The 21,614-nt window shown below is 60.7% G+C and carries 14 protein-coding genes; 5 read left to right on the top strand and 9 right to left on the bottom strand.

The annotated features are described in order from the left end of the window. The first annotated feature begins 9 nt into the window (after positions 1–9). Complete coding sequence (locus tag QMK58_RS16605; RefSeq protein ID WP_320395065.1) at positions 10–795, top strand: alpha/beta hydrolase; 786 nt, start codon at positions 10–12, stop codon at positions 793–795. 12 nt (positions 796–807) lie between these two features. On the opposite strand, the gene QMK58_RS16600 is transcribed toward QMK58_RS16605, so the two are convergent. Then, on the bottom strand, positions 808–2,286 hold the full coding sequence (locus tag QMK58_RS16600) for a DUF1254 domain-containing protein (protein ID WP_053159105.1): 1,479 nt from the start codon (positions 2,284–2,286) through the stop codon (positions 808–810). A gap of 224 nt (positions 2,287–2,510) precedes the next feature. Between QMK58_RS16600 and QMK58_RS16595 the strand changes: the two genes are divergently transcribed. Continuing rightward, positions 2,511–3,407: a LysR family transcriptional regulator gene (locus QMK58_RS16595; RefSeq protein ID WP_053159107.1), complete on the top strand. Its 897-nt coding sequence runs from the start codon at positions 2,511–2,513 to the stop codon at positions 3,405–3,407. 6 nt (positions 3,408–3,413) lie between these two features. Here QMK58_RS16595 and QMK58_RS16590 read toward each other — a convergent pair whose 3' ends face one another. The 7 genes from QMK58_RS16590 to QMK58_RS16560 form a co-directional block, all read right to left on the bottom strand. Then, entirely contained in the window at positions 3,414–4,847 is a 1,434-nt protein-coding gene (locus tag QMK58_RS16590; protein WP_320395064.1) for an aldehyde dehydrogenase family protein, read from the bottom strand. After that, positions 4,844–6,037, bottom strand: a complete 1,194-nt coding sequence (locus QMK58_RS16585; RefSeq protein ID WP_320395063.1) for an iron-containing alcohol dehydrogenase — start codon at positions 6,035–6,037, stop codon at positions 4,844–4,846. Before QMK58_RS16585 ends, QMK58_RS16590 begins: the two co-directional genes overlap by 4 nt. 59 nt (positions 6,038–6,096) lie before the next feature. Then, positions 6,097–7,578, bottom strand: a complete 1,482-nt coding sequence (locus QMK58_RS16580) for an APC family permease (RefSeq protein WP_320395062.1) — start codon at positions 7,576–7,578, stop codon at positions 6,097–6,099. Between the two features lie 1,331 nt (positions 7,579–8,909). After that, positions 8,910–9,587, bottom strand: coding sequence for a DUF3313 domain-containing protein (locus QMK58_RS16575; RefSeq protein ID WP_320395061.1), 678 nt, complete (start codon positions 9,585–9,587; stop codon positions 8,910–8,912). A 31-nt stretch (positions 9,588–9,618) separates the two neighbouring features. Continuing rightward, positions 9,619–13,674, bottom strand: coding sequence for an autotransporter outer membrane beta-barrel domain-containing protein (locus QMK58_RS16570; protein WP_320395060.1), 4,056 nt, complete (start codon positions 13,672–13,674; stop codon positions 9,619–9,621). A 413-nt stretch (positions 13,675–14,087) separates the two neighbouring features. Beyond that, positions 14,088–15,218: an acyl-CoA dehydrogenase family protein gene (locus QMK58_RS16565; protein ID WP_053159121.1), complete on the bottom strand. Its 1,131-nt coding sequence runs from the start codon at positions 15,216–15,218 to the stop codon at positions 14,088–14,090. Next, the gene (locus QMK58_RS16560) at positions 15,215–16,357 is read right to left on the bottom strand and encodes an acyl-CoA dehydrogenase family protein (protein WP_320395059.1); all 1,143 of its coding nucleotides are present in this window, start codon (positions 16,355–16,357) and stop codon (positions 15,215–15,217) included. Before QMK58_RS16560 ends, QMK58_RS16565 begins: the two co-directional genes overlap by 4 nt. Before the next feature lie 143 nt (positions 16,358–16,500). Here QMK58_RS16560 and QMK58_RS16555 point away from each other — a divergent pair, with 143 nt between their 5' ends. The 3 genes from QMK58_RS16555 to QMK58_RS16545 all read left to right on the top strand — a co-directional run bounded on the left by QMK58_RS16555 (position 16,501) and on the right by QMK58_RS16545 (position 18,916). Beyond that, positions 16,501–17,286: an enoyl-CoA hydratase/isomerase family protein gene (locus QMK58_RS16555; RefSeq protein ID WP_053159125.1), complete on the top strand. Its 786-nt coding sequence runs from the start codon at positions 16,501–16,503 to the stop codon at positions 17,284–17,286. A gap of 10 nt (positions 17,287–17,296) precedes the next feature. Then, positions 17,297–17,941: a TetR/AcrR family transcriptional regulator gene (locus QMK58_RS16550; protein ID WP_053159127.1), complete on the top strand. Its 645-nt coding sequence runs from the start codon at positions 17,297–17,299 to the stop codon at positions 17,939–17,941. 177 nt (positions 17,942–18,118) lie between these two features. Continuing rightward, complete coding sequence (locus QMK58_RS16545; protein WP_320395058.1) at positions 18,119–18,916, top strand: enoyl-CoA hydratase/isomerase family protein; 798 nt, start codon at positions 18,119–18,121, stop codon at positions 18,914–18,916. 3 nt (positions 18,917–18,919) lie between these two features. On the opposite strand, the gene QMK58_RS16540 is transcribed toward QMK58_RS16545, so the two are convergent. Further along, entirely contained in the window at positions 18,920–21,601 is a 2,682-nt protein-coding gene (locus QMK58_RS16540; RefSeq protein WP_053159131.1) for a LuxR C-terminal-related transcriptional regulator, read from the bottom strand. Between the last annotated feature and the right edge of the window lie 13 nt (positions 21,602–21,614).

Raw genomic sequence — 21,614 nt, 5'->3', positions numbered from 1 at the left:
ACATCATTGATGCAGCGCATTTCTACCCGACAACACTGGATCGATACCCCAAGCGGACAGCTATACGCCCAGAGCTGGAACCCGGACGAGGAACAGGGCACGCCCATCGTGCTGTTGCATGACTCGCTGGGGTGCGTGGCCTTGTGGCGTGATTTCCCCGAGCGACTGGCGCAGGCCAGCGGGCGCCGGGTGATCGCCTATGACCGCTTGGGTTTCGGGCAATCGGCAGCCCATCCCGGCACCCTGGCGCTGGACTTTATCGAGGAGGAAGCCACGGGAGGCTTTCAGGCTGTGCGTCAGCATCTGGATTTAAGTCGGTTCGAAGTGTTCGGCCACAGCGTGGGGGGCGGCATGGCTGTGAACTGTGCCGCCGTTTACCCCCAGGCTTGCCGGGGATTGATCACCGAGTCTGCACAGGCGTTTGTGGACAGCGGCATTTGCCAGGGTATTCGCGCAGCCGAGCGCGAGTTCGCCGGGCCTGGGCAATTAAAGCGGTTGCACAAGTACCATGGTGACAAGGCCGATTGGGTATTGCGCGCATGGGTCGACACCTGGTTGTCGCCGGCATTCAGTCAGTGGACCCTGGACGGGGCGCTGCAACAGGTTCGCTGCCCGGTGCTGAGCCTGCATGGTGAGCACGACGAGTTCGGTTCCCATCTCCATCCAGAGCGCATCACCTCGCTGGCTTCGGGCCCGACGACCCTGCGGCTCCTGGAAAACTGCGGCCATGTGCCCCATCGGGAACATCCCGATGAGGTACTGGCAATTGTCTGTGAGTTTTTGCGAGCGGTTTGAAGTTCGTCTCGATCAGTTGGTTTTCAGCACCGGCGGCGGGGTCCAGTCACCGTCGAGGGCATCGGCTTGCGGCCAGTAGGCGCGGATGTACAACGAGAAGTCGGCGTCTTTGGGCGCTGGCAACCAGTTGCTTTCCTTGTCTGCGCCCGGCGACTCACTCTGCACATACAGGGTCAGCGAACCGTCGGGATTGGTTTGCAGCGATTTGTTCTTGGTCCCGATGGAGTAGCGCTTCAGTGCATTGGGCGCGAAGAAATGCTGTTCGTTGTACAGCGTCAGCGACCAGAAGCCCTTGACCGGAGGCAGCTTGTTCTTGGCGAAGGTCACGCTGTAGCCGTTGCGACCATTGAGGCGCAAGCCGTTCTGATCGAGGTCCTGGTAGAAGTATTTGGTCTCTTTCTGCTGGTTCACGAAAATGTTCGAGCGTGCGACGGCGGTGCGGCTGAAGTAGTCGGTGCCGAAGGCTGCACCATTGCTCACGGTGCTCCAGTAATCCGGTAATTGCAGGCCATAATTGCGGAACTGCAACAACGGGTCGATCACTTCGCGGTCGGCTTTTTTCGCTTCGTCGATCATCGCGGCGCGCAGTGCTGGATCAGCCTTGGCGATGGCGGCAAGGGCAGCCATTTGCGCGTAACGGGCTTCTTCGCCCGGCAATGGTTTGGCATCTTTGAGCAGGGCCGGCAGTTCGTCGAAGAATTTCTCCGGGATCACCCACTTGGTTTCGGCGGTGCCTTCGGCGGCCTGGGCGGGGAATTTCGGCTGCAGCCTCCAGTCGCGGCGTTTGAGTTTGCCGTCGTATTTGGACAGCGGATACATGTCGATCCCGGCCAATGCCGGCTGTACGGCCTGGCGATCCTCGGCGGTGTCGTCCTGGAATACTCGCGGAATCACGAAACCGGTGTTGGTGCGCGCGCGGTAAACCCGGGTGATGCCGGGTGGAACCTTGCCGTTCCAGTCCGGGCCCACCAGCAGGTAAAACCCCGGTTGGGTGTTATACATCTTGCCCAGTTCGGCAAAACTGTCGGAACGCAGGTCCACCACCTGGTAGACCCAGAAGCGTTTGCCGAAGTCCGGCACCTGCAGCACCACCGGTTCAATATCCAGCGCGATGCTGCCAGCGCCGTAAACGACGTCCTGGTTAGGGCAGGCGACCAGGCGCTCGGCCGGGTCGATGTAGTCGCTGAGCATCGACAGTTGGTTGATCGGTGCCACGGGTACGATCCCGCCCATCAAGCCTGGCTCGGGCAGATCCTTGAATGTCTGGCGGCGGTTGTAGATGTTTGCCATCGGCCAACCCCAGAAATACGCCTCCCGCGCCATCATGCGCACAAACGGTTCGGTCACTTTCGTGCCAGCGACGGGGCCGGCGACCGACCCGGCGACGTTGGCCTGGGTAGCGGGACTCTGGGCGGCCAGCACCGAGGTGGCGACAAACGTACTGACGAAGGTCAGGGCGAAGAGGGCATGGCGCCCGGTAAATGGCTTCATGAAGCATCCTTACTTGATGGCAATGACTTGATGCAGGTGCACTGCCTGAGAAAGATAGCTCATCTTCGGTGCGAGGATGACAGGTGTGTCAAATGTCGCTGCATCGTGTTTAAACGTTTATTGTATTCGCTGCGCCGACGCCCGCTTCGCGTCGAATTGTCTGGAGCGCGGATTGTACCCCTCCAGAGGCGTGCTCCAATCAAATCCGGTTATCGAGAAAAACTGTGCTCAGAAACGTGACGGACATGGACTTGCGCTTGTTGCGCATCTTTTCCATTGTCGTGAAATGCGGTGGATTCACGGCGGCCCAGGCCGAGCTGAACATGAGTCAATCGAACATCAGCACGCATATTTCAAGCCTGGAAAAACGCCTGGGGTATCGGATCTGTGAGCGGGGCAAGGGCGGGTTTCGCCTGACCGAAAAAGGCCAGCGGATTCTCAAGGCTTCCTCGGCGTTGTTCGGGGCGGTGGATGCGTTTCGTGATGAAGCACAGGATCTTGCCGGGCGCCTGGTCGGCGATCTTTACCTGGGCCTGGCCGACAATATCGCGACCTTGCCGGCGGCGCGTATCGATGCCGCCATTGCGCGTTTTTATCAGCGCGAGCACGACATGCACCTGCACATTTTCGTCAACTCCCCTACGGAACTGGAACGGGCAGTGATTGACGGCCAACTGGACATGGCCATTTCCTACTTCAGCCGACCATTGCCGACACTGGCTTATCAACCACTGTATTCGGAAGAAATCGGCATCTTCTGCGGCCTCAAGCACCCGCTGTTCAGCGTGGATTCGCCGAGCCTCGAGCAATTGCGCGCCTGTGACTGGATCACCCACGGCTTCCTGCCGGCCGATCAAGTGCTGCCCGTTGCAGCGCAACGTGCTTCCGCCACGGCGCACCACATGGAAGCGGTGGCCCATGGCGTACTGGCCGGCACCCACCTGGGTTATCTGCCGGCACACTACGCCCGGCCCTGGTTGCAGAGTGGTCAGATGCGCGCGCTGCACCCCGAAACGCTACATTATGAGGTGCAACACAGCATGATCACCCACGTCGGTCACCCGCAAAGCGAAGCGGTGCGAGCGTTCGTTTCAGACCTGTTGGCTGAGCATGGCCTGTAGGCGAAATCAGCCCAGGCAACGCGTCACATGTTTGACCGACTGATAGGCTGACAGGCCCCATGGGCCGAGTTCGCGGCCAATGCCGCTGCCCTTGATGCCGCCCCAGGACGTTTCAACGAACACCGCCTGAATCGAATTGATCCACACGTGGCCGACTTCCAGGGCATTGGCGACGCGTTCGGCGCGCTGCAGATCGGCGCTGATCACCGTCGCCACCAGACCAAAACGGCTGTCGTTGGCCAGTGCCAATGCCTCTTGCTCCGAATCGAAACGGTGGACGCAGAGCACCGGGCCGAAGATCTCTTCGGTCCATAGCCGGCTGGTCAGCGGCACATCCGCGTACAGGGTCGGGCAGACGAACCAGCCCGCGTCACGCAGCACGTCGCCACCGGTCAGGCAATGCAGGCCTTCGGCGCGGGCGATGGCGAAGTAGTCGGCCACTTTATTCCACTGTGCCTGACTGGTCAGCGGCCCCATGTCGACTTCTCCGGTCACCGGATTGCCCACCCGTTGCTTCTCGAAGGCAGCCTTCAAACGCTCCATCAGTGCATCGGCAATATGATCCTGCACCAACAAGCGAGACGTGGCGGAGCACATCTGCCCGGCGTTCCAGCAGATCCCGGCAACGATCCATTCGACTGCTTGATCGAGGTCGCAATCGTCGAATACCACGATGGCTGATTTACCGCCCAGCTCCAGCGTCACTGGCCGACAATGGGCCGCCGCGCTGTTCATCACCTGACTGCCAACGCCGTTGCTGCCGGTGAACGACAACTTATCGAGACCTGGATGGTTGCTCAGCGCCGCACCGGTTTGTGCCTTGCCACCGATAATGTTCAGGACACCCGCGGGCAAGCCCAGCGCATCGGCAATCTGGCCGTAGGTCTGCTCGATCAACGGCGTGATTTCCGAGGGTTTGAGCACCACCGTACACCCGGCGGCCAGGGCCGGTGCCAGCTTCCAGGCACTGGTGACCAGCGGGAAATTCCACGGCACGATCAAACCGACCACACCCACCGGCTCCAGACGAGTGCGTGACGAAAAACCGCGGACGGCCAGCGGTACATCGCGGTGCTGATGGTCCGCCAGACCTTCGGCCAGGTCCGCGTAGTAGGTAAAGGTAGCCACGGCATCATCGACATCGACGACGGCTTCGTGTCGAGGCTTGCCGTTGTTCTGCATCTGCAACGCGATCAACGTTTCACGGCGCAGTTCGATCTGTTCGGCAAAGCCTCTCAAGTAGACCGCCCGTTCTGACGCACGGGTATTGCGCCAGTCCGGGAGCGCCTGACGGGCGGCTGCGACGGCCTGGTCCACTTGCGCGGCGCTGGCCACTTGCAGTTCGGCGAAGGGCTCGCCCAATGAGGGATCGAACACGGTGATCAGATCAGCGCCATCGCCCGTGACCCAGTCGCCGTTGATGTAATGGCAGGCGCTCATGGTGTTACTCCTGGCAGAACACCGTGGACGGCGTTGCGAAAAATCTGGCTGTAATCGGCGGCACTGAGAACGCAGGCGTTGGTGTCCGAAGAGGAAATGTCCGCGAGCGCTTGTTCTCCAACCCAGCTCGCTGCCTCATCATCGATGCCGATTAGCTGGAGCGAATGAGGAATCCCGAGACGTTGGCGCAGGTCCAGCACCCAATCGAGAAACCCGTTGAAGTCCGGCTGTTGCAACTCCAGGTAGCGGGCCAGACGCGCAATGTCGAAACTGATCGCAGCTTGGTTGGCGATCAGGACATACGGCAGCAGGATCGCATTGAGCAATCCGTGGTGCTTGTGATAGCGCGCACCGAGTGGGTGGGCGAGGGCATGCACACCGCCCAGGCCCTTCTGAAACGCCACGGCGGCCATGGCCGAGGCGACCAGCATGCCTTCGCGGGCGGCCATGTTCTGGCCGTCGCTGACCGCATCCATCAGGTGCTGTTGAATCAGGCGCACGCCTTCCACCGCCACGCCGGATGACATCGGGTGATACAGCGGCGAGCAAAAGGCTTCGATGTGATGGGTCAACGCATCCATGCCGGTGGCAGCGGTCAGCGTTGGTGGCAGGCCACGGGTCAGCACCGGGTCGAGGATCACGCACGCCGGGAGCAGTTCCGGGTGGCTGATCACACGTTTTACGTTCAGTTCGCTTTGGGTCAGCACGGCTTCACGTCCCAACTCGGAGCCTGTGCCGGCGGTGGTTGGCAGGGCAACCAGACGGGGCAGGCCCAGGCGCGGGAAGTCCGCCAGTGTCGGGTAGTGCGCAATGACCTGCGACCACTCGAAGCGTTCCAGACCCTCGGCATCGATGGCCGCCAGGCTGATGCCTTTGGCGGCGTCCATGGCGCTACCGCCGCCCAGGGCAATCAGCGAGTCATGATTGCCCGCCTTGAACGCGGCTACGCCCCGGCGCACATCATCCATGCTCGGGTTGCTGGCGATGTCGCTGAACAACCCGAACGGCAGGCCCGTATCGGACAGATGAGCCTTCAACAGTGCCAGGGGTTCCAGCGCCAACATGCCGGGGTCAGTGACCAGCAAGGGATTGCGCATGCCCAACAAACTGCAGCGTTCGGCCAATGCGTCGAGCGCACCGGGCCCACAGAAAATCTCCGTGGGGTAATTCCAGTAGTGAAGCGAAGACATTTGCAACTCCGGATCAGCGAGGTCCTGGGTTCGTGGACCTCGCGCAACAAGACAGGGGATTATTCGGTACGCAACCGAGGCGTGAGGGTGCGCAGGTAAGGCTTGGCCCAACACATGTAGATCAAGCCCAGAACTGCCAGGATCGAGAACACCAGGATCACCGCCCAGACCTGGAACCACGGCGCACCGGCTGGTGCGAGCGACTCACGAGGCCAGGCCACGTTGATGCTTTCGAACACCAGCCAGAAGAATGCCGCGAGGTTGATCGCCACGCCCCAGCGACCGAGACTGAAAGTGCCGGGTTCGGCTTTCCAGGTACCGCGCAGACGGGCGAGCAGGGCACAGGTCACGACGATCAGAAACACCACAAAGAACCCGCCGCTGCCGAACGCGATCAGGGTGCCGACGGCGGTCGCGTTGAGGCCCAACGCCAGGCCGAAACTGGCGAACAGGGTGCTGAACACCATCGCGGCAAACGGCACCTTGCGCTTGTCCACCCGACGCAGCAGCGCCGAAGCCGGCAGGATCGAATCACGGGCCATGCCAAACACGGCGCGTCCGATGTAGGTCTGGACAGAGACTACGCAGGCGATGAACGCCACCAGCACGATGCCCACGAAAGGACGTTCCGCCCAGGCACCAAAGGCGTCGACGACGGCCGGCGTCACCGGGTCAATGACCTGGCCGGAGACCATGGCAGCGGTGTCGGTATAGGACAGCGTGACCGCGAACGCGGTGAGCATCACGGTCAGGCCGACCAGGATCATCGAACGCAGGATGGCGCGCGGGGTAGAGGTACGGGCATCGGCGGTTTCTTCGGAAACTTGTGAGCACGCATCAAACCCCAGGAACGCCCAGCCCCCCACGGCCATGGCCGTCAGAAAACCCGAGAAGTAAGCACCGTCACTGCCCTGGGTGGAGGTCAAGCCGTCCAGCAGCAAGGAGAACGAGTGATTGCGAAAAAACAGCAGCAACAATACGCCGATGCCAATCGAAGCGATCGCTTCGGCAATGATGCCGGCGTTGACGAAGTATTTGAGCGGGTTGATCCCGAACAGATTCACCCCAAGACCCAGCAGCAACAACATTGCACCACTGAACACCTGGGCATTCGCCGACGGCGCTTGACCGGTGAAAAACAGCCAGAGCCAGAACCCGCCCAGATAAGCCACGGTGGTCAGCGAAGCCAGGGCCGAGGCCAGGTACATGAACCCGGTGAACCAGGCCCAACGATCGCCGGCCAGACGCTTGACCCATTGGTAACAGCCTCCGGCAAGCGGGTACTGGGAAGCCAGTTCGGCATAGACCAGCGCCACCAGCATTTGCAACGCCAGGCAGAGCGGGACGATCCAGACCCAGGACGGCCCGGCGTTCATCGCGCCCAGCGACATCACGGAATAGATCCCGACCACCGGCGACACGGTGGCAAATCCAACGGAAAACGAAGACCAGAGCGATAACCCGCGGTGCAACTCCTGTGCGTAGCCCTGGCTTTGCAACAGGTGTTCATCGGCGTTTTGCCGGGAAAGCGGGGCGGTCATTGCCCACCTCCAGCGATTGCATGGAAGGGGGCGCAACGACCGGCACGCTGGCGTGCGAACTTGGCTGACATAGGAATTCCTTGGGTCGGCAGACACATTATTTTTAGGATCGCCTTTTTCAGGCGTACCGACAAAACGTGCTCCTTCGAGAGAGGAGTGCCGAAAGCTTAAAATGCTCAAACATTTAAATGAATCCATATATGCGTAGGCTGGCATCTGGATTTATTGATGTTTGAAAAGCTCGGTGCGAATTCCCCTTCTTGCCTCCCGCTCCCCACGATTTCTACCCCTTTGAGGGGCCGAAACAAGCCCTGCGACTCATAGCATCGCGTCGCGGTAACGGTAAAAAAACACCAGAAACCACCGAGCAGTTGCGCCCCGAGAACCTTTGAGTGCCCCCGGCGCTTCAGGCTTTAGTGCCCAGGCAAAATCTGTTCGTTTTTGAAGAGCAGGACGTCAGGTTGGGTTTCACCAAGTTAATGTTTTAACAAGCCTGAATTGATGGCCCCAAAAATCATTACAACCAGAAGTGATGTAAGTGGAACAAACAGAAATCTAATGGCAGTGTCCGGGTCGTCTTTTCTGTTTTTGTAGATGGATACCAGCGAAGCGATGATCGCGATGACGTATATCAGCAGGATGAAGTAGGTGATGCTGTCTCCTTCAAACAGTCCAGGGTATATATAAACGCCTATGAAACAAAGGTAGACGAGGGAGTTTGATATTGGCTTGCTTTTGAAGTCTCTCCAGAGCTCGCGTGTGCCGACTGCCCTGAAATAGCTTCCCGCATAAAGACTTATCAAGAAAAGTACATTGATGTCTGTGCGGCTGTAGTGCAGTCCGATCAAGTTCAGAGTCTGTGTGACAGGGTCGGCAATATAGTCGTGATAAAACGATAAGCCTTCAAGAATGAAAGACTTCTATTTGAAAATCGTCTCTGACAGTGAAGCAATCGAGCCAATATTAACGAACAACGACACAGTGATGATCAGTTTCATCAAGAGGGAGCTGTTCGACCACATTTTTTTTGCTTCATCCCAATCGCCTTTTAACCCCATCTGTACTGCCCCCCCTGGCGTAGATACAAGAATACGATATCAGTGACGTAACAATTTCCGTCCCTTGTGTCTGATAACGTTCCTTGCTGATGCGTAACGCTCTGTTGTGTTTCAGTTTCGTATCGAACACAACACGAGTCGGGCAGCAAAGGCGACGTGGCAATTGGCTACTTCAAGGAGTGTAGCAGCGTACCTGTAGTCCGTTTCTGTCTGAATCGGGCCGTGAACGAGACAGTCTTGCAGCGATCGCCAGCCAAGTAAGGTTCGTCCCTTTCAACGATGGATGAACGCCCAGAGATCGGTGTTCAGTTTTTCGATTGCGTCTTTAAAGTCTTTGGTGGTGATTCGCTGACTCTCGTTCTCCAGCTGGCTGCCGAACACCTTACGCACCATTCTGGCCATGGTCTGATGGGTTCTCGCGTCAATGAACTCGGCTTCGATAAACAGATTGGTGTCCTGGTCCCGGTGACCGGTGGCGGCCTGTGTCGCGCCGACAACCGCCGCGATCGGCATCACTTCATACCACTTCATGCCTTCGTTCGAGGCGCTGACACCGGTAATGGCCGCACGCAGGATCAGGGGGTGGGACCCGGCCGGCGCAGCGGCCGCGTTAGACACCCTCTGGTACTTCTGGCCCAGTATGAGTTTGGCCTTTCTGGACATGAAGTCCTGCAAGTCGGCCAGCGTCTGCTGATTGACCTGCTCGTTGGGTTTGGGCGCGGGATAGAACTCCAGCGTTCGGAACGCAATGGTGTCATAGGCATTGGGGTTCCACGACGGGCTGACCCAGCGCATTGCCTTCTCACCCGTGGTGGTGGTCACTTCTTGCAGGTTGTCGTAGTTGGACAGGAAACCCGAGTACTGCTCGCGTTCAGGGACCTGGGAGGTGCAACCGCCGAGTAGCAGGCCGGTCAATGCGACGCCAATAAACAGTTTAGGTACCCAAGTCATAGGGAGACGCTCCAATTACTTCACCGACGAGTCAGAAGTCGTACTTCACTCCAAGCATGCCTTCATAGCTGTGGCTATCGCCATCAAAGGATTGCTGATAGCCCGCAGAGATATAGAAGGTAACTTTCTTGTCGGCTTGATAGTCGACGCCCAGGTTGGCCTCCCACCAGCTCCCGCTGATATCCGATTCAAAGGGCACGAAGCCGTCGGCCGAGGAGAACTCGGTTTTTGGCTGCCCCTTGAATTCATGCCAGACGCTGGGGCGCAGCCAGCCATTGGTCCGCAGTGTGTCTCCCTTGTCGTTTTCGCGAAACCAGTCTTTGGTCAGGCGCACGCCCAGACGGCCGATCAGCGAGTCAACATCCTTGAAACGCACATCGGCTGCGATGTCGCTGCTGTCATCCAGGTCGATGCGCGAATAGATCAGTTGGGCCTGGGGTTCGAGGTAAAGGTTTTCGAACTTGTCCTCGCCTTCGCCTTCATCGATCAGGAACGGATAGCCGGTTTCCACTGAGGCGGTGTAACCCCAGCCCTTGGTGTCCAGTTCATCAATGTCGCCCGGCTTGGCCTCGATGTCGAAGTGGTGGAGTTGCAGCACGCCATCGACGTAGGCACCTTCGGGACTGAAGTGCGTCCAGTAACCGCCAACGCTGTAGGCGCGCAGAACGTTATTGCCGGCACCGAATCCAGTGTAATGCTCCACACCGCCGTCAATCTTGCCGATGGCCAGGGACAGTCCCGCCTGATCGTGACTGCCATCGGTGTCTTCGCCGCGATACAGATCCAGACCAACCTGGAACGCCTGCAGGTCATAGTTGTACGCCGGGGAGTCGCCGAACGGGCCGTCATGGCTGCTGTCCCGTTCGCCGCTGCGAAAAATCATCCGGCCCCAGCCGATCGATGGGCCGTAGGTTTCTTCATGCTCCTTGGGCAGCGGATCAGTGGGCATACGCCGTTCTTCGGCGACCCGCTCGTGCAAGGTGTCGATCACGCCACGGCTGTAGACCAGCGCGAGCGCCGGGATGGCGCCGTACAGCGAAGTTTCCGGGCGGAAATTGGGCACGGGTGGCGTAGGTGGGGCAGGGGGCGGCGGGTTTGGTGGAACCGGGGTTGGAGGCGCCGGCGTGGGTGGGTCGTCCGGGGGAACCGGCGGCGTTGGGGGCGTTGGCGGCGCTGGCGGCGCTGGCGGCTCCGGTTCGGCACTGGAACGCAGGTACCAGGCCTCACCATTGCTGGCGTCCACACTAGAGCGATGCAACGTGTACTCGTACGGACCGGCAATCGCGCGGTTGCCCATGCGAAAGGCGTTGGCGTCGGTGATGCCGCCATTCGACGTGTCCACCACCAGAATGCCGTTGCCGGTGGTCAAGGCACCTCGTCCCAACACGCCGCTGGCATCCCTGGCATTACGGATGAGCAAAGCAGTGTTGCCGGTGGCCAGTGCAGTAGCCGTCCCTCCATCGATGACCAGTCTGTCCGAGGGCGAACCGTCACCCTCGAGGACGGTATGCAGCGCGATTGCGCCGTCACCGCTGTAGGTGTTGACGGTGAGGGTCTTGAACACGCCGCCCACCGGGGCTGAGAACTCGATGAGGCTGGGGTCGTTGACCAGGTTGGTCAGGTTGGAGTCACCGGTCATGCGCCAGACGCTATTGTTGCTCAGGGTCAGGTTGGAAACGCTGCCCGGCGCGGTAAAGGCAGAACCGACGACCGTCGATCCGGAGAGGCTGACATTGGCAAGGCCAGGGGTAGTGGGCGGTGCGGGTGCTGTGACGGGGGGCGACTGCAGCGGCGGCAGGTCGCCGGTGATCTCATCCGGAAAATCGCCAGGGCCGGTGAGGGGCGGTGGCGAGGCGGAAAGCGCGACAAAGTCGTTGATGGTTCCCACACGCAACCATTCACTGGCGCCCGTTGCAGTAGAGTCGGCAAGGGTCACATTGGCATCGCCGGCGATGCCAATAATCGGGCCGCTACTGTTGGTCAGGGCGCTGCGGGTGAAGTCTGCCTTGGAGACGGCCCCCGGTATTCCCACCGCATAAAGGGTCATCGAATCGGCGCCACTGGCTGACACCTTGGCGTCGGTGCCGCTGATACGCCCGCCAATCAACGCGACGGCGCCATGGGCATTCGCGCCGGTGGTCTGGATCGAGCTCTGGTTGACGGTCACCGAGGTGGGATTGTCACGCGATAGCGCGCCATAGGCACCCGTGCCCTGAGTGAGCACGGTGCTGCGGTTCGCGATCACATTGGCTTCGCCGCGACCAGAGGGCGTTGAACCGTAGTTTTCCAGTACCGCCCGCAATCCATCAGCACCGGTGCCGCGAGTGGTGATCGAGGAGTCGTTCACCGTCACCGTGGCGACATCGACCGGCTGATCGTTGCGCGATTGTGCCTGGGCCCCAAAGGCATTGAGACCGGTGGTTACAACGGTGGTGCGATGGGTCGTGGTATTGGCAGTGAACCGGCCCGCGCCGACCTGTTCGGCGACGGCGTACACGCCCACTCCCAATTCACCGGCGGTGGTGATCCTGACGTCATTCAAGGTGGAATTGCCGCCATCGTCCGACCAGGCGCCCATGGCGGAGAGCCCCGAGGTATTAACCACCGTGCCGTTGGCAACCAACGTGCCGTTAGGGTTACGTGCGCCAAGCCCATGGGCGAAAGATGACGGCCGGACTTGATTGCCGGTGGTGGTGACGGTGCCGCCGTTGAGCGTGACGCTGCCGCCAAGGTCGGCAATGGCGCCCATGGCATTGTCGTCGCCACTGGTATTGATCGTCACGTTATTCGCCGTGACGGAGCCTGGCGTACTCGTTGCACTGCTGGCACTCAATGCTGCGGAGTTGGCGCCTGTGGTGGTGATCGATGAATCGCTGATAAGAATGCTCGCGCCGTCCCGGGCCGTTACACCCACGGCGACGGTGGGGGTCGTGGTGTTGACACTGCTGTTGCTCAGCGTCAGGTTCGAGCCGGCGCCTTCGGCCTGCACCGCCGATGCAAACGGCCCGGTGACGCCATTGAGCGCAATGCTGCTGTTACTGACCTGCGCCACACCGCCAGCTTTGATGGAAATCCCGAATGTTCGGCTACCCCCGACCTGGATCGCCGTGTCTGCCACCTGGGCCTGCGAATCGGCGCCTTCGACGGAAAGACCAAAGCCGCGCAGGCCGGTGGTGGTGATCGCGCTCCCGGCTCCGCTCATCACAATCCTGCCCCCGGTGTTCGCCCGTACCCCGGCATTGGGAAAACTATCGTTATTGCTGCTTCCCGAGTTGGTAAAGGTACTATTGGTCAACACCAGGGTGCCCCCGGCCTCGGCCAGCGCTGCCGATGCGTTGGTGCCGGAAGTGCTGGCGCTGATGCCGGTGGCGTTGATCTGGCTGCCGGTGCCGGTCGCGTACAACCCATGACTGCCCGCTTGAGTGGCCGTATTGATCGCTCCGGCGGAGGTAATCTGTGCGGCGTTGGACAGGTTGACCACGCCACCGCTCTCGGCCAGCACCCCGAAGGCTGCGCGGGAACTGGTGCTGACCGAACCACCGGAGAAGTTGATCTGGCTGTTGGCTCCGGTCGATACCAGGCCGTAGTTGCCCGTGCCGTTGGCCCCACCTGTTACCAGCACAGTGGTGTCGCTCAGCGTCACTACACCGCTGTCGTCAGCAACCGCACCGCGCATGTTCAGGGAGGTGCCTGAAGCAGGGGTCAGATCGATGACGGCACTGGCCGCCGAGACATTGCTGCCGGCGCCGGATGCGCGCACGCCGGTCTGTCCGGTCGCGGCGGCGCCAACGGAGGTCGTCGTGACGATACCGAAATTGAAACTGATGGTGGCGTCTTGCAGTGCCAGCGCCCCCAACGTGGTGGCCGCGGCGAGATTGAGGGTAACGGCATCAGCGGTTATCAGCCCCGCCGCTCCATTGGCGTTCAGCCCGATGGCACCGGCCGGAGTGACATTCACGGTGGTGCCGGGTGCAACCGTACAATCAGTGTTATTGGCCACCGCGGGTGCAGGGCAAACCCCCGCGGACCAGGCAGGTACCCCCACACCACTCAACAGCGCCACCGTGGCCGCAATCTGCAGCCGCAATCGCCATTCGGGGGATGAACCAGGATCTGTAATCCCAATGAAAGGAAGGCTGGTATAGGCCGTCGGCTCAGACTGCTCAGGCATTGGACGGGGGAATCTGCTGAACGAACCGGACGAATTCACGTGTCGAGTCATGGCGATCAAATCCCTCTGCGAATCTTCGAAGCAACCTGTCGAGATTCCCTTCAAAAGCGTCCATTCGACCGAGGGGACTGCGCAATTCGGATCGCGCACGGGGTCATACGCCAGAGACTACTTTGGGATGTGCCTGGGGTTGTGCTCAGGCTCACTTGGATGTTCGTGGTGTGGCCTTCGTGTATGGATCCAAGATACAGCGTAGTCGGTTTTTTCGGCTCGTCCTGCAGGTGTTGTGTGCGGCGACAATGGGTCGGATTGTCGCCGCCGGTACGTTTTCAAACGGGATGAAGATCCCGCGCCGTCAAACCTGCCCAGAACCCTTCGCTTCCCGCCGCAATCGCCGCCTGACCCAGCACTTCGGCCCACTGTGCATCGCTGCCAAACTCGTCACGCCATGACCACAACCGACGGGTTGCGAAGTGCAGGGTGTGCTCATGGGTAAAGCCGATGGCACCGTGCACCTGATGCGCCACCGAGGTCGCCAGTGTGGCGGCTTCGCCGGCGCAGACTTTGGCCACGGCCACGTCGAACAGCAAACTGCTGCGACTGCCCGGTTGGGCAGCCATGGCCTGACAGGCACTGTGAAGGGCCACTTGCGTAGCCGTTCGGGCCAGGCCGATCGCGCCGGCCATCTGCGCAAGCTGTTGCTGAATCGCCTGAAATTTTCCGATGGCCTTGCCGAACTGCGCACGCTCGTTCGCATAGGCCACCGCCTGATCAAGGCTTGACTCCAAAGCCCCGACCAACATGCAGGCGCGCATCAGAGCACCGAACAACCACACAGGCTCTGCAATGTCGGCCACTTGAAGCGCCACCATTGCTTTGGCAGGCGTGGCGTCGAAATGCAGGGTGTCGCGTTGTTCGCCCGCAAAGTTGCTGCCGGGCTCCACGCGAACCAGAGGATGCTTGAGATCGACCAGTGCAATGCGCCCGCGCGGATCGGCAACGACCGCCCATTGGCAACTGCGTGCCCAAGGCACACTGGTAGCGCTGCCACTCAGATTGCCGTCTTCGCCCAGCTCAAGATCACCGCAATGTCCGGTCTGAATGACTGTCATTGGGCCTTCTGGCACGTCGAGTCCGACGCGGCCCAGTAACATCGCAGCCAGCATGGTCTCGCTCAGGGCAAGCGGGGCTTTCCAGTAGCCGATGGCGCGCATTACGGGGCTGACCTCAAGCCAGTTCGCACCGCTGCCACCCGCGTCCTCCGTCACCAGTGCACCGGGCAGACCGTTGTCCACCACGAGTTGCCACAATTCGCTCGCGGCCTGTCCGGCATCGAAGCGGGCCAGCACCTCGGGGGTGATCTGATCGGCGAACAGGCGTTCGACGCTGTCGGCAATCATCGATTGCAGTTCCGATGGCGCGTTGGCGTCCACCGCTTGATCATTGAGTGCCTGGTTCATCGCAGTCCTAATCCTCTCGCAATAATGCCGCGAAGAATTTCGCGGGTGCCGCCACGCAACGAAAACGAAGGGGCGGTCTGAGTCAGATACCGCATCACCTGATCGAGCCTGGAACCCGGTTGCCGGGTGCCGCCGAACAGATCGTGGGCCAGGTCGGGCAGCGATTGTTCCAGCAGCGCGCCTTGATCCTTGACCAGCGCGGCCGGTGTCGCCGGGTTTTCACCGCGGGCGAGCATGCCGGCCACACCCAGTGACATTTGGCGCAATGCGCCATATCGCGCGGCGACTCGCCCCAGGCTTACGGCATGGCGCGAGTTCTGCGGATCGGCGGCATCGAGCATTTCCAGATACAGCTGCGTGCAGCTGAGGTAGCGCTCCGGCCCGCTGCGCTCAAGCGCCAGCTCCGCACCGACTTGCTTCCAGCCATCACCCGGTTGGCCGATGACAAAATCATCGGGGACGAATACGTTGTCCAGGAACACTTCGTTGAAATCGTGCTCGCCCAGCATGTTGTAGATCGGGCGCACCGTGACACCGGGGGCTTGCAGGTCGATCAGCAATTGCGAGAGACCGGCGTGACGATTGTTTTCCTCTTTCGGGCCGGTGCGCAGCAGGGTCACCATGTAATGGCTGCGATGGGCGCCGGTGGTCCACACCTTGCTGCCGTGGACGTGCCAGCCGCCGTCGGTCTTGACCGCACGGGTGCGCACCGAGGCAAGGTCGGAGCCGACATCCGGCTCGCTCATGCCGATGCAAAACAGCAATTCACCCCGGGCTATGGCGGGTAGAAACCGAGGGGCGAGGACGTCAGGCGAAAACTTCATCAGCAACGGGCCGGATTGACGTTCGGCGATCCAGTGGGCATTCACCGGGGCGCCCGCGGCCAGCAACTCTTCAAGGACCACATAGCGCTCAAGGGCGCTGCGCTCATGGCCGCCGTAGCGTTTTGGCCAGGTCATGCCCAACCAGCCCCGGGCGCCGAGCTTGCGGCTGAACTGCGGGTCGGCGCCGTTCCAGTTTTTGGCGCGCTCCTGGGCCGGGAAGTCTTTCAACGTCTCGGCGAGGAATTCGCGCACCTCGGCGCGCAGGGTTTGCGTGCTGGCGTCCAGATGACAGGGACGGATGTCGAGTGCCTGCATGGCTTTTTGCTCTTGTAATTAAAAGGGGAGACGACGCTTTAAGCAACTTGCTGAACGGACAACAAGTAAATAAGCTATCAGCAACCCCGATGGCGTTCAAGTGGCCGCCCGTCCCTGTGTTTCATTTCAATCCTGGAGTGTTTATGTCTGTTCACACCGCGTTTATCCCTGGCCACGGCCTCACGCTGGACCTACAAGGGCATGTCGCAACGCTGGGTTTCAACCGGCCGCCGCTGAATTTCTTCGATGCCCAGTTGATCAAGGACCTGGCCGACACACTGGACTATCTCGACGATTTACCGGAGTGCCGCGTGGTCATCCTGCAAGCCGAGGGCAAAGTGTTTTGTGCCGGTGCGGACTTTTCCGGCGCCGATCAACGCGATGCGCAATACCCGCGTCGCGTCTACAAATCGGCGGTGCGTTTGTTTCGCAACCGCAAACCGCTGATTTGTGTGGTGGAGGGTGCCGCCATTGGTGGGGGACTGGGTTTGGCGCTGGTCGCCGACTTCCGGGTCACCAGTGAGAAAGCCCGGTTTTCTGCCAACTTCAACCGCTTGGGCATTCATCAGGGGTTCGGGATTTCGGTTACCATGCCGCGATTGGTCGGCCCGCAAATGGCCTCGCTGCTGATCGCCACGGGGCGCCGCATCGATGGCCGCGAAGCCGTGCGCATCGGGCTGGCCGACGTGCTGGCAGAGCCGGGGCTGGAGCGACAGGCCGCCCGGGATCTGGCCGAAGAAATTGCCGCTTCGGCGCCCATGGCCGTCATGTCCAGCCGTGAAACCCTGCGCAGCGGGTTGGCCGATGCGGTCGACCGGATCATCGATCGGGAAGCCAGCGAGCAGGAATGGCAGATTGTCAGTGCCGATTTCGCCGAAGGCATCCAGGCGATGGCCGAACGACGCCCACCCGTATTTACAGGTCAGTAAGGAACTACCGATGGAACCCGTTGAAAAAACCACTCAGGCGTCCACCCGTCGCACCCAGGTCGAACGTCGCGCCGAGGCTGAACAACGGTTACTGATCGCGGCACGGCAAATTGTTGCGCGCAAAGGCTGGGTCGGCATGACCCTGTCCGAGGTGGGTGAGGAGGCCGGGTTCAGCCGCGGCCTGGCGACCCACCATTTCGGTAACAAGGCCGGTTTGTTGCGCGCCCTGGCGGGTTTCGTCAATTCGAGCTTCATGCACCTGGTGGAGGCCGAGTCCTCGCGGTGGCGTCCCGGCATCGACGCGCTCAAGGGCTTTGTCAGCATTTATCTGGGACGCAACGATGGCGACTGGATCAACACCCGCGCCTTGCTGGCACTGATGGCCGAAGCGGTAACCCAGGATTCGGACATCGCGCAAATTCTCGCCGAATACAACCGCTCGGTGCAGCAGCATCTGGCGCACTACATCAGCGAAGGCATCGCCAGCGGCGAGATCCGCGCGCAGGTCGACCCGATGGCCGGTGCGATGCTGATTCTGGGCGCCTTGCGCGGGACCATGCTGCAGTTTTTGCTGGACCCGTCCGATATTCCGCTCAAGCAATTACACGATCAATTGCTGGCGTTCGTTGAACATGCGATGGCCGTGGGTGCGTAAGGACGCTTCAGAGGTTGGATGTTGGCAAGACTGTCCAGCGAATCGATGGATCACTTCCAATGCTTGCAACGAGCTCCCCCCCGGCCTGGGTAGGACGCTTCGCACCTGTGCCTGCCGTAACCTCGAGCCGCTCAAGTGAGCGCTGCGACAACACAATAAAAACATCGAGGTTACTTCATGACTGTACTGAACACTTTCGTTGAATTATCCATTGAAGAGGGCCTGGCGACGCTGACTCTCAAACGTCCCGAGCGCAAGAATGCAATCACCCTGCAAATGGCCGATGAGTTACGCCAGGCGCTGGAGAGTCTTCGTGCGAATCCGGCGGTCAAGGCGCTGTTGTTGACGGGCGCCGGGTGCGATTTTTGTTCCGGGGCCGACGTCAGCAAAATGGGTGACGCAATCGCAGCGATCGATGTGCTCCAGCGAATAGACCCTTTCAACCGTGTGCTCGTTGCACTGGCGACCTTCGACCGGCCCGTGATCGCCGCCGTGGATGGCGTTGCGTTCGGCGCCGGCTTCAGTCTGGCTCTGGCCGCTGACTTTCTGATCGCCTCGGACCGGGCACGCTTCTGCATGGCGTTTGCCCGTATAGGCCTTGTTCCGGACATGGGTGCATCTCACACCTTGCCGCGCATCGTCGGGTTGCCCAAAGCCAGGGAGATTATCTATTCCGCCCGCGAAGTCTCTGCGCAAGAAGCCCTGGCGCTGGGCATCGCGCTTGAAGTGCATCCCGCCGACCGGTTTCGAGCGCGTGCGCAAGAACTGGCGCGCAGCCTGAGCAATGTGTCGACGGTCGCTTTCGGCCTGAGCAAACGCCTGTTGGCGCGCACCTTCGACGTCGATCTGGCCACGCAACTCGATGGCGAAGCCGCCGCCCAGGCGGTAGCGATGACTTCGCCCTATGTCCAGGCAGCCGCCGCGCGGTTCATGCGCAAAGAACCGGCGCTTTACCAATGGCCCGTTGTGAAGTGACGTTCAGTCCAGCAACCCTTGGGCCCGCGCGATCGACACCGCCTCGGTGCGTCCCCCGGCACCGAGTTTGGTGTTGATCTTGCGCAGGTGCGATTTCACCGTCAGCTCGGAAAGAAACATCTTTTCCGCGATTTCGCGGTTGCGATAACCCAACGCCAGCATGCGCACCACTTGCAGTTCACGGTTGGACAGATTGGTCGTTGTCGCGTCTTCGCTGTTGCCCTCGACTTTCTGGCTGCTGCTCTCGCCCTTCAACAACAGGGCGATAAAGCCTGCACGGATGCCCAGTGCCTGTTCCTGGCCATGAAAGGTCACCGACCAGCGTTCCAGTACGGCCGCCAAGGGTGCGCCTTCGTCGAGAAAGGTGCGGATGAAACCCACGTGGCTGGCGAAGCGCAAGGCCAGCGTCAGTTGTTCCAGGGCCTCCTTGTGCTGTTTTGTGCCATCCAGTGCCATGGCCAGCAACAGACGCAGTTTCAGGGCGCGGCGATGCTGGTGGCGTTGCAGTGCCTGATCGATAGCCTGGCGCAACGGCTCGGCGCAATCGCCGTCACCTTGAGCGATGCGCAGGCGCTGGCGAGCGATAAAAGGTATATCGACATCGTTGGCGCTCAGTGTCACCCCCGTCTGTTCCCAGTCACTTAACTGTTCGGCCGCGCGCATGGCGTGATCGGCGGTATCCAGGCGATTTTCCAGAGTGGCGACACGTGCGCGCTCCAGCCAGGTCGAGCAGAGAATGCGCGTGGAGCCCGCCACCTGGCCCAACTGGTCGAGATCGGCCAGGTGACGCATCCAGTTCGGGCGATCTGCGTTCAGGTAGGCAATGCGTGCCAGCAATACATGGATGCTGATCAACGAGTCTGGCGCGGCGTGTTCCCTGGCATAAGGCAACAGTTCGCTGAGTCGCCGCTGGGCTTCATCCAGGGCAGCGGTTTCGTAAAGCACCACGCAATGGATGGTTTGCAGGATGGGAAACCCTACGGGCGGAGTTCCGGCAAACGACTCACGACTGCGGCGCATGGCGGCATCCACACGGGTCAGGGCACTGTCGAGTTGCCCTTGGGTCAGGTCGAGCATCGCCTCCAGGGCATCGGAGACATCGCGCAGGTAGGCCGACTCACGTTGTGCCTCGCGTAGCCCCGCACTGCCAAGCTTGTTGCGCGCTTCATCGAAGCGTCCGCTGTAGAACAGCGAGCAGGCCTGCACAAACGCCGTCAACCGATAGGACAACGTGTCCTGGGGGCCGAGTCGCTCCAGCAGTTCGGTACTGGCCAGCAACGCCTCGTGGACCCGGTCGCCGATCAGCAACAACAGCGGATAGACGTAGTGGTGTTCGTCGGCCAACGCCGGGTTTTCCAGGACCTGAAGCGCGTCTTTGTGGCGACGCGCATGGAGTAACGCCCACGCATAGGCAATGCCCAGTCGGGGATGCAGATCCCGTATCTCGACCGGAATGCGCGAGAGCCAGCGCATCAGCAGGCTCGCATGGCCGTTTTCCACCAGTTCATCGATGTGCAACACCAGTTGTTTGGCGGCCTCATCGACGGCGTGCGCGGCAAACAGATGCTCCAGGGCATCCACCGGCTGATCGTTGGTGAAGAACCAGTAAGCCGCCGCACGATGTTGCTGTTCGAATTTGTCCGAATGTTGTTTGAGCGATTGCAGGAGGAAGTCTGCGAACAGGCTGTGAAAACGAAACCATTGGCGCTGGTCGTCTGTTGCAACAACGAACAGGTTGTCCCGCTCCAGCGATTCGATCATGGCTTTGCTGTCGCTGTGGCCGGTGACGGCATCGCACAGGGCAGGGCAGAACCGCGACAGCACGCTGGTCTGCAACAGGAATTGCTGGCGCTGCGCGGTCTGCCTGGCCAGAACGTCTTCGGCAAAGTACTCGGCCAGCGCCGGGTTGGAACCATTGAACGAAGCAATAAATGCTGCCGGATCGCTGTGCCGTTGCAGAGACAGGGTCGCGAGGTAGATCCCGGTAATCCAGCCTTCGCAGCGCTGGTGCAGGTTGCCGATGTCGACGGCGTCCAGCGGCAGTTGACGCTTTTGCAGGATATAACCGGCCGTTTCCTCGATGCTCAGGCGTAATGCATCGGTGCCGATCTCCAGCAACTCGCCTCGGGCCCGTAACCGCCCCAGGTTGATGTCCGGCGTTGTGCGCGCAGCGATGGCCAATGTGCTGCCAACGGGCAATGCCTTGAGCAGGCGCTGGAAAAAATCCAGGGCCTGCGGATTGTCAATGGCCTGGAAATCATCCAGCAGGAGGGTGAAGGTTTCGCTACTGGCAGCGAGGTGCTCCAGCAACCATTGCTCGTAACGCGCCGGCTCGCCTTCGTCAGGCGTGTACTCCTCAAGCAGACCCAGTTCGCGCAAACCGATGGACAACACATGGAGCAGCCGGGCTGGCTCGTTGTCGGCCTGATCAAGGTTGCACCACAACACCCGTCGACCGGCGTTGATGCAGCGCTCGCGGTATTGCTGCAACAGCGTGGTCTTGCCGTACCCGGCACAGGCGCTGATCAGGATCAGGCGCACGCCTTCGTATTGTTCGAGTTGTGCAAGCAAAGTCGAACGTTCCAATTGGCCTGGCAGGCTGGCCGGCGCCAGGAATTTTCCAGCGCGAACGGGTGGCTTTGCTCCCTGTGCTGGTTCATTGGAACTACGTTCAAACCCTTCCATGCATCCTACCTTT

Source organism: Pseudomonas sp. P8_241 (genome assembly GCF_034008315.1).
In the GTDB taxonomy this organism is placed as follows: domain Bacteria; phylum Pseudomonadota; class Gammaproteobacteria; order Pseudomonadales; family Pseudomonadaceae; genus Aquipseudomonas.
Note: the sequence above shows the minus strand (reverse complement) of the source record. Positions and strands in the feature narration are given on the sequence as shown.

Excerpts from the sequence above, each read along its gene's own strand:
- QMK58_RS16585 (WP_320395063.1), bottom strand. The coding sequence starts at position 6,037 with ATGTCTTCGCTTCACTACTGGAATTACCCCACGGAGATTTTCTGTGGG.
- QMK58_RS16575 (WP_320395061.1), bottom strand. The coding sequence starts at position 9,587 with ATGACTTGGGTACCTAAACTGTTTATTGGCGTCGCATTGACCGGCCTG.
- QMK58_RS16565 (WP_053159121.1), bottom strand. The coding sequence starts at position 15,218 with ATGAACCAGGCACTCAATGATCAAGCGGTGGACGCCAACGCGCCATCG.
- QMK58_RS16545 (WP_320395058.1), top strand. The coding sequence starts at position 18,119 with ATGACTGTACTGAACACTTTCGTTGAATTATCCATTGAAGAGGGCCTG.
- QMK58_RS16580 (WP_320395062.1), bottom strand. The coding sequence starts at position 7,578 with ATGACCGCCCCGCTTTCCCGGCAAAACGCCGATGAACACCTGTTGCAA.
- QMK58_RS16600 (WP_053159105.1), bottom strand. The coding sequence starts at position 2,286 with ATGAAGCCATTTACCGGGCGCCATGCCCTCTTCGCCCTGACCTTCGTC.
- QMK58_RS16550 (WP_053159127.1), top strand. The coding sequence starts at position 17,297 with ATGGAACCCGTTGAAAAAACCACTCAGGCGTCCACCCGTCGCACCCAG.
- QMK58_RS16555 (WP_053159125.1), top strand. The coding sequence starts at position 16,501 with ATGTCTGTTCACACCGCGTTTATCCCTGGCCACGGCCTCACGCTGGAC.
- QMK58_RS16590 (WP_320395064.1), bottom strand. The coding sequence starts at position 4,847 with ATGAGCGCCTGCCATTACATCAACGGCGACTGGGTCACGGGCGATGGC.
- QMK58_RS16605 (WP_320395065.1), top strand. The coding sequence starts at position 10 with ATGCAGCGCATTTCTACCCGACAACACTGGATCGATACCCCAAGCGGA.
- QMK58_RS16560 (WP_320395059.1), bottom strand. The coding sequence starts at position 16,357 with ATGCAGGCACTCGACATCCGTCCCTGTCATCTGGACGCCAGCACGCAA.
- QMK58_RS16540 (WP_053159131.1), bottom strand. The coding sequence starts at position 21,601 with ATGGAAGGGTTTGAACGTAGTTCCAATGAACCAGCACAGGGAGCAAAG.